The organism is Streptomyces spinoverrucosus (assembly GCF_006539505.1).
GTDB classification, from domain to species: domain Bacteria; phylum Actinomycetota; class Actinomycetes; order Streptomycetales; family Streptomycetaceae; genus Streptomyces; species Streptomyces spinoverrucosus.
The window spans coordinates 1-6,791 of sequence record NZ_BJND01000134.1 but is presented as its reverse complement, the minus strand read 5'-3'; the positions used below and the strand labels follow the sequence as shown (position 1 = coordinate 6,791).

Annotated in this window: 6 protein-coding genes; 1 reads left to right on the top strand and 5 read right to left on the bottom strand. The window is 70.8% G+C overall.

All coding sequences use genetic code 11. From position 1 onward, the window contains the following. Positions 1-101: 101 nt before the first annotated feature. From SSP24_RS41760 to SSP24_RS41740, 5 genes are all read right to left on the bottom strand, one after another. On the bottom strand, positions 102-1,808 hold the full coding sequence (locus SSP24_RS41760; RefSeq protein ID WP_141316371.1) for a bifunctional uroporphyrinogen-III C-methyltransferase/uroporphyrinogen-III synthase: 1,707 nt from the start codon (positions 1,806-1,808) through the stop codon (positions 102-104). Beyond that, complete coding sequence (gene hemC, locus SSP24_RS41755; protein WP_141316368.1) at positions 1,805-2,764, bottom strand: hydroxymethylbilane synthase; 960 nt, start codon at positions 2,762-2,764, stop codon at positions 1,805-1,807. The genes SSP24_RS41760 and hemC overlap by 4 nt, the downstream gene beginning before the upstream one ends. Beyond that, positions 2,761-4,479 carry a glutamyl-tRNA reductase gene (locus tag SSP24_RS41750; RefSeq protein WP_141316366.1) on the bottom strand — a complete coding sequence of 573 codons (1,719 nt, stop codon included), beginning with the start codon at positions 4,477-4,479 and terminating at the stop codon, positions 2,761-2,763. The genes hemC and SSP24_RS41750 overlap by 4 nt, the downstream gene beginning before the upstream one ends. Next, a complete protein-coding gene (locus SSP24_RS41745) occupies positions 4,476-5,240 on the bottom strand; it encodes a redox-sensing transcriptional repressor Rex (RefSeq protein WP_141316364.1) in 765 nt (254 codons plus the stop codon). The genes SSP24_RS41750 and SSP24_RS41745 overlap by 4 nt, the downstream gene beginning before the upstream one ends. Positions 5,241-5,385: 145 nt before the next feature. Further along, the gene (locus SSP24_RS41740) at positions 5,386-5,682 is read right to left on the bottom strand and encodes a glutaredoxin family protein (protein WP_141316361.1); all 297 of its coding nucleotides are present in this window, start codon (positions 5,680-5,682) and stop codon (positions 5,386-5,388) included. A gap of 130 nt (positions 5,683-5,812) precedes the next feature. On the opposite strand from SSP24_RS41740, the gene SSP24_RS41735 reads away from it, so the two are divergent. Next, positions 5,813-6,742 carry an HAD family hydrolase gene (locus SSP24_RS41735; protein WP_141316359.1) on the top strand — a complete coding sequence of 310 codons (930 nt, stop codon included), beginning with the start codon at positions 5,813-5,815 and terminating at the stop codon, positions 6,740-6,742. The last annotated feature ends 49 nt before the right edge of the window (positions 6,743-6,791 follow it).

Here is a 6,791-nt window from a genome sequence, read left to right as displayed (position 1 = left end):
GACCCCGACTCACCCTGCACCCGCAGGCGCTACCGCAACCACGCACTATCCGCGCAGGCCGCCGCAGGCATGGCGCGCCACCCCATGGGCGGCGCACCCGCTCACGTCGTCCGCCTCCGCCGAGCCCCAGGCCGCCGCTCACTCGGCCGCGTCACCGGATCCCCAGCCTCCATCGCAGCAGCCCGCCGCTTCATCCCGAAGTCGGCCAACGCCTCCGCCAGCTTGTGCACGGACGGCTCAGGAGCCATCACATCCACCCGAAGCCCATGCTCCTCGGCAGTCTTGGCGGTAGCAGGCCCGATACACGCGATCACGGTCACGTTGTGCGGCTTCCCAGCGATACCCACCAGATTCCGCACCGTGCTCGACGACGTAAACAACACGGCATCGAACCCACCCCCCTTGATCGCCTCCCGAGTCTCCGCAGGCGGCGGCGACGCCCGCACGGTCCGGTACGCCGTAACGTCATCGACCTCCCACCCAAGCTCGATCAGCCCCGCCACCAGCGTCTCGGTGGCGATATCGGCCCGCGGCAGGAAAACCCGATCAATCGGATCGAACACGGGGTCATACGGCGGCCAGTCCTCCAACAACCCCGCCGCCGACTGCTCCCCACTCGGCACCAGATCCGGCTTCACACCAAACGCAACGAGCGCCTTGGCCGTCTGCTCCCCCACCGCAGCAACCTTGATCCCCGCAAACGCCCGAGCATCAAGCCCGTACTCCTCGAACTTCTCCCGCACAGCCTTGACCGCGTTGACCGACGTGAAGGCGATCCACTCGTACCGCCCGGTCACCAGCCCCTTGACCGCCCGCTCCATCTGCTGAGGCGTCCGCGGCGGCTCGACAGCGATCGTCGGCACCTCATGCGGCACGGCCCCGTACGACCGCAACTGGTCGGACAGCGAAGCCGCCTGCTCCTTCGTCCGCGGCACGAGCACCTTCCAGCCGAACAACGGCTTGGACTCGAACCACGACAACTGCTCACGCTGAGCCGCGGCGGATCGCTCCCCGACCACGGCTATCACAGGCCGCCCGCCCTCAGGCGACGGCAGCACCTTCGCCTGCTTCAGCGTCTGCGCGATGGTCCCCAGCGTCGCCGTCCACGTCCGCTGCCGCGTCGTCGTCCCCGCGACCGTCACCGTCATCGGCGTATCGGGCTTACGCCCGGCGGACACCAGTTCACCCGCAGCCGCAGCCACGGAATCCAGCGTCGTCGACACGACGACGGTCCCGTCCGACGCCCCGACCTCGGTCCAGCACCGATCGGAAGCCGTCCGAGCATCCACGAACCGCACATCCGCACCCTGCGCGTCCCGCAACGGCACACCGGCATACGCCGGCACCCCGACCGCGGCCGCGACACCGGGCACGACCTCGAACGGAACACCCGCCGCGGCGCAGGCGAGCATTTCCTCGGCGGCGTACGTATCAAGTCCCGGGTCCCCGGACACCGCACGGACGACCCGCCTGCCGCCCCGCACGGCCTCCATGACAAGATGTGCGGCATCCCGCACTGCGGGTACCCCAGCGGTTGTTGACGTGCCGTCAACAACCGTCAGCTGAGGCGTGCCTGTGCCCGGACCGAGGTCCGAAGAAGGACCCGGGTCCGTGTTCACGACGGCGACGCCCGGCCTGGCGTGCGTGCGTACCACGTCGAGCACCTCGTGCTCGGCGACGAGTACATCAGCGTTCGCCAGCGCCTCGACGGCGCGCAGAGTCAGCAGTCCCGGATCCCCGGGTCCGGCACCGAGGAAGGTGACGTGCCCGTGTTCCGGACCGGCGGCGGGAAGGGTGGTGGGGCTCAATGTGCTCGCTCCCCCATCAGACCGGCCGCGCCCTGGGCAAGCATGTCGGCGGCGAGTTCGCGGCCGAATGCCACTGCCCCCTCGTGCGTGTCGGGCACGGGACCGGTGGTGGACAGCTGCACCGTACGGGTGCCGTCGGTCGTGCCGACGACGCCCCGCAGGCGCATTTCCTTGACAGTCTGCCCGTCGGCCAGCAGGTCGGCGAGCGCGCCCACAGGGGCGCTGCAACCGGCCTCCAGGGCGGCGAGCAGTGACCGCTCGGCGGTCACGGCGACCCGAGTGAACGGGTCGTCGAGTTCACCGAGCGCGGCGATGAGGTCCGCGTTGTCCGCGGCACACTCGATCGCCAGTGCCCCCTGGCCGGGGGCGGGCAAAACCGTGTCGACCGACAGGAAGTCGGTCACCTCGTCGATCCGGCCGATCCGGTGCAGTCCGGCGGCGGCCAGCACGACGGCATCGAGCTCGCCCTTGTGGACGTACCCGATCCGGGTGTCGACGTTGCCGCGGATCGGCACCGTCTCGATGTCCAGCCCGTGGCTGCGCGCGAACGCGTTCAGCTGCGCCATCCGGCGCGGCGAACCCGTGCCGATGCGCGCCCCGCGCGGCAGGTCGGTGAACTTCAGCGCGTCCCGGGCGACGATCACGTCCCGCGGGTCCTCGCGCAGCGGTACGGCGGCCAGGACCAGGTCCTCGGGCTGCGTGGTCGGCAGGTCCTTCAGCGAGTGCACCGCGAAGTCGACGTCACCCCGCAGCAGCGCGTCCCGCAGCGCGGTCACGAACACACCGGTGCCGCCGATCTGCGCGAGGTGCTCACGCGAGACATCGCCGTACGTGGTGATCTCGACGAGCTCGACACGCCGCCCGGTCACCTGGCTCACGGCTTGCGCCACCTGCCCGGACTGGGCCATGGCGAGCTTGCTCCGCCTCGTCCCCAGCCTGAGCGCCTTCTCACTCATCGTGACCCTCGGTTCTTCTCGGTGCTGTCCTCGGCGCGGGAGACGGAGGCCACCGTCTCGGGGTCGAGGTCGAACAGGGTCCGCAGCGCGTCCGCGTACCCGGCGCCGCCGGGCTCGGCCGCGAGCTGCTTGACCCGTACGGTCGGCGCGTGCAGCAGCTTGTCGACGACCCGGTGCACGGCCTGCCGGATCTCGCCGCGCTGCTTGTCGTCCAGACCGGGCAGCCGCCCGTCCAGCCGGGCGATCTCGCCCGCCACGACATCGGCGGCCATCGCCCGCAGCGCGACCACGGTCGGCGTGATGTGCGCGGCCCGCAGCGCGGCCCCGAACGCCGCCACCTCGTCCGAAACGATACGGCGGACCTGGTCGACGTCGGCCGCCATCGGAGCGTCCGCGGACGCCTCGGCCAGCGACTCGATGTCCACCAGCCGCACCCCGGCCAGCCGGTGCACGGCCGCGTCGATGTCCCGCGGCATCGCCAGGTCGAGCAGGAAGAGCACCGGCTCGGGGCGCGGCACCTCGATGACCGGCTCGGGCCTGCGGTGCTCGGGGATCCGGCCGACGGTGGCCACGGTCGCGGCCAGCGCGGTGATCAGCTCGGGGTCCACCTCGGGCGCCCGGCGTGCCGCCTCCCGCCGCTCGACCGCGCTGCCGGCGGCCCAGGCGGCGTGCTGCTCCAGCGTCGCCGCGTCCATCCCGGCCACGGCGGCTTCGCCCATCACGGAGAAGCCGGGAGCGGTCAGGTCCAGGGGGCAGTTGTCGTCGGCGCCCACGGAGGTGGGCGGCAGCGGCGTCCGCCGTACGTCGGTCTTCGGCGCCGTACTCGTCGTACCGGACCCCTCGGACCCCTCCTCGACCCGCGCGGGGCGTCCAGTGCGGCCCTCGACCGCTCCGGCGATGTCCTCGGCCGTCAGGACCAGGCCGGTGGCTCCGGTGCAGGAGACGGCGATGTCGGCACGTGTCAGCTCGGCCCGTACCGACTCCATCGGTACCGCCCGGGCCACCACGTCCGTGTCGTCGGCCTGGTTCAGGATCTGCGCGAGGCGCTCGGCGCGGTCGAAGGTGCGGTTGGCGATGACGACCTCGCCGACCCCGGCCCGCGCCAGCGTCGCGGCGGCCAGCGACGACATCGACCCGGCGCCGATGACCAGCGCCTTCTTGCCTCGCGCCCACTTCTCCACGGCCCCGCCGGCGGCCAGCTGCTCCAGGCCGAAGGTGACCAGGGACTGCCCGGCGCGGTCGATGCCGGTCTCGGTGTGGGCGCGCTTGCCGACCCGCAGCGCCTGCTGGAACAGGTCGTTCAGCAGCCGTCCCGCGGTGTGCAGCTCCTGCGCGCGGGCCAGCGAATCCTTTATCTGACCGAGGATCTGCCCCTCGCCGACGACCATCGAGTCCAGCCCGCACGCCACCGAGAACAGGTGGTGGACGGCCCGGTCCTCGTAGTGCACGTAGAGGTACGGCGTGAGCTCGTCCAGGCCCACCCCGCTGTGCTGGGCGAGCAGCGTGGACAGCTCGGCGACACCGGCGTGGAACTTGTCCACGTCGGCGTACAGCTCGATGCGGTTGCAGGTGGCGAGCACCGCGGCCTCGGCGGCCGGTTCGGCGGCGACCGTGTCCTGCACCAGCTTGACCTGGGCGTCCGCGCTCAGCGCGGCCCGCTCCAGCACGCTGACCGGTGCGCTGCGGTGACTCAGTCCGACGACGAGCAGACTCATGCCGGCATCACGGCGGGTACGTCCCCGTCGGGCCCCTTGTCGGCGGACTCCTTGCGTGCGACGGCGGCCGGGCCGCCACCGTCGGGGGTCGCGGCCTCCTCTCCGGCCTTGCGCTGCTCGTGGAAGGCGAGGATCTGCAGCTCGATGGAGAGGTCGACCTTGCGCACGTCGACGCCGTCCGGGACGGACAGCACGGTCGGCGCGAAGTTCAGGATGGAGGTGACACCGGCGGCGACCAGCCGGTCGCACACCTGCTGGGCGGCGCCCGCGGGGGTCGCGATCACGCCGATCGACACGCCGTTGTCCTGGATGATCTTCTCCAGGTCGTCGGTGTGCTGCACCGGGATCCCGGCGACCGCACGGCCGGTGAGCGCGGGGTCGGCGTCGATGAGCGCGGCGACCCGGAAGCCACGGGAGGCGAAACCGCCGTAGTTGGCGAGCGCGGCGCCGAGGTTACCGATACCGACGATCACAACCGGCCAGTCCTGGGTGAGGCCGAGTTCGCGGGAGATCTGGTAGACGAGATACTCGACGTCGTAGCCGACACCACGCGTGCCGTAGGAGCCGAGGTAGGAGAAGTCCTTGCGGAGCTTGGCGGAGTTGACCCCGGCCGCGGCCGCGAGTTCCTCGGACGAGACCGTGGGCACCGAGCGCTCCGACAGCGCCGTCAGGGCTCGGAGGTACAGCGGAAGACGGGCGACGGTGGCCTCGGGAATCCCTCGGCTACGGGTCGCCGGTCGGTGAGTTCGGCCAGTTGCCACGGTGCTCCTGCGGGTAGAGCGGGGCTGCGGGCGGTCATACGTCCCCGGACCGCCCCGTCGAAAGCAGGCTATGTCTTTGTGAACGCGTGCACAAAGATGGTGTCCGATTTGTCCGGCCAACGTGACCGGGGTCACGCGTGCCCGGCTACTCGGTCAGCGCCTTGCGGAGGCGGTCCTCGTTCACCCGCCAGAACGTGTGCTGCTCGCCGTCCACGAGGACGACGGGGATCTGCTCCCAGTACTTGTCGTGGAGTTCCTTGTCCTGGGTGATGTCCTTCTGCTCCCACGACACACCGAGGTCGGCGCAGACCTTCTCGATCACCAGCTGTGCGTCATCACACAGATGACAGCCCGGCTTGCGGATGAGGGTGACCAGGCGGTCCTGCGGGGCGCGGGCCGGGGTGGTGGCCTTACGGCGGAAAATCGGGCTCATGTCGGCCATTCTCGCGCCGCGACACGCGGTTGTTGAACGGTGCGGTCGGGGAGCTGTTTAACGGCAAGGACGCGGAGAGTTCACGGCGTTCCAACCTCTCGGCTCCGGAACCCCCGAACAGAATGGCTATGCTCACGTCATGGCCGCTCTTGGATGGCTCACTCCCCGTAGGCGCTCCGCCACGGCGCGGAGCGTGTTGGCAGGCGAGGCCGCGGCGGAGGCCGCGCGCAAGACACAGGACACCTCCGTCGCCGCCGTTGGCGCTGTTGGCGAGGAGCCGGAGTTTCCCGTGCCCGGCGACGAGAAGGCCGCCGCGTTCTTCGACCTCGACAACACCGTGATGCAGGGTGCCGCGCTGTTCCACTACGGGCGGGGGCTGTACAAGCGGAAGTTCTTCGAGACGCGTGATCTCGCCAAGTTCGCGTGGCAGCAGGCGTGGTTCCGGCTGGCCGGGTTCGAGGATCCGGACCATATGCAGGACGTGCGGGAGTCGGCGCTGTCGATCGTGAAGGGGCATCGGGTGGCCGAGCTCCAGTCGATCGGCGAGGAGATCTACGACGAGTACATGGCCGAGCGGATCTGGCCGGGGACTCGGGCGCTGGCGCAGGCGCATCTGGACGCGGGGCAGAAGGTGTGGCTGGTGACGGCCGCGCCGGTGGAGATCGCGCAGGTCATCGCGCGTCGGCTGGGGCTGACGGGTGCGCTCGGGACCGTGGCGGAGTCGGTGAACGGCGTGTACACGGGCAAGCTGGTGGGCGAGCCGTTGCATGGACCGGCGAAGGCGGAGGCGGTACGGGCGCTGGCCGCGGCGGAGGGGCTGGACCTGGCGCGCTGCGCGGCGTACAGCGACTCGCACAACGACATTCCGATGCTGTCGCTGGTGGGGCATCCGTACGCGATCAACCCGGACAGCAAGCTGCGCAAGTACGCCCGCGAGAAGGACTGGCGACTACGGGACTACCGAACTGGGCGGAAGGCCGCGAAGGTCGGCATCCCGGCTGCGGCTGGGGTGGGCGCGGTGGCGGGCGGCACTGCCGCAGCCATCGCGCTGCATCGTCGGCGACGGTAGCGGTCTTATGCCTGCGGCGGCCTGCGCGGGTGGATGGGGCTTGCTGTAG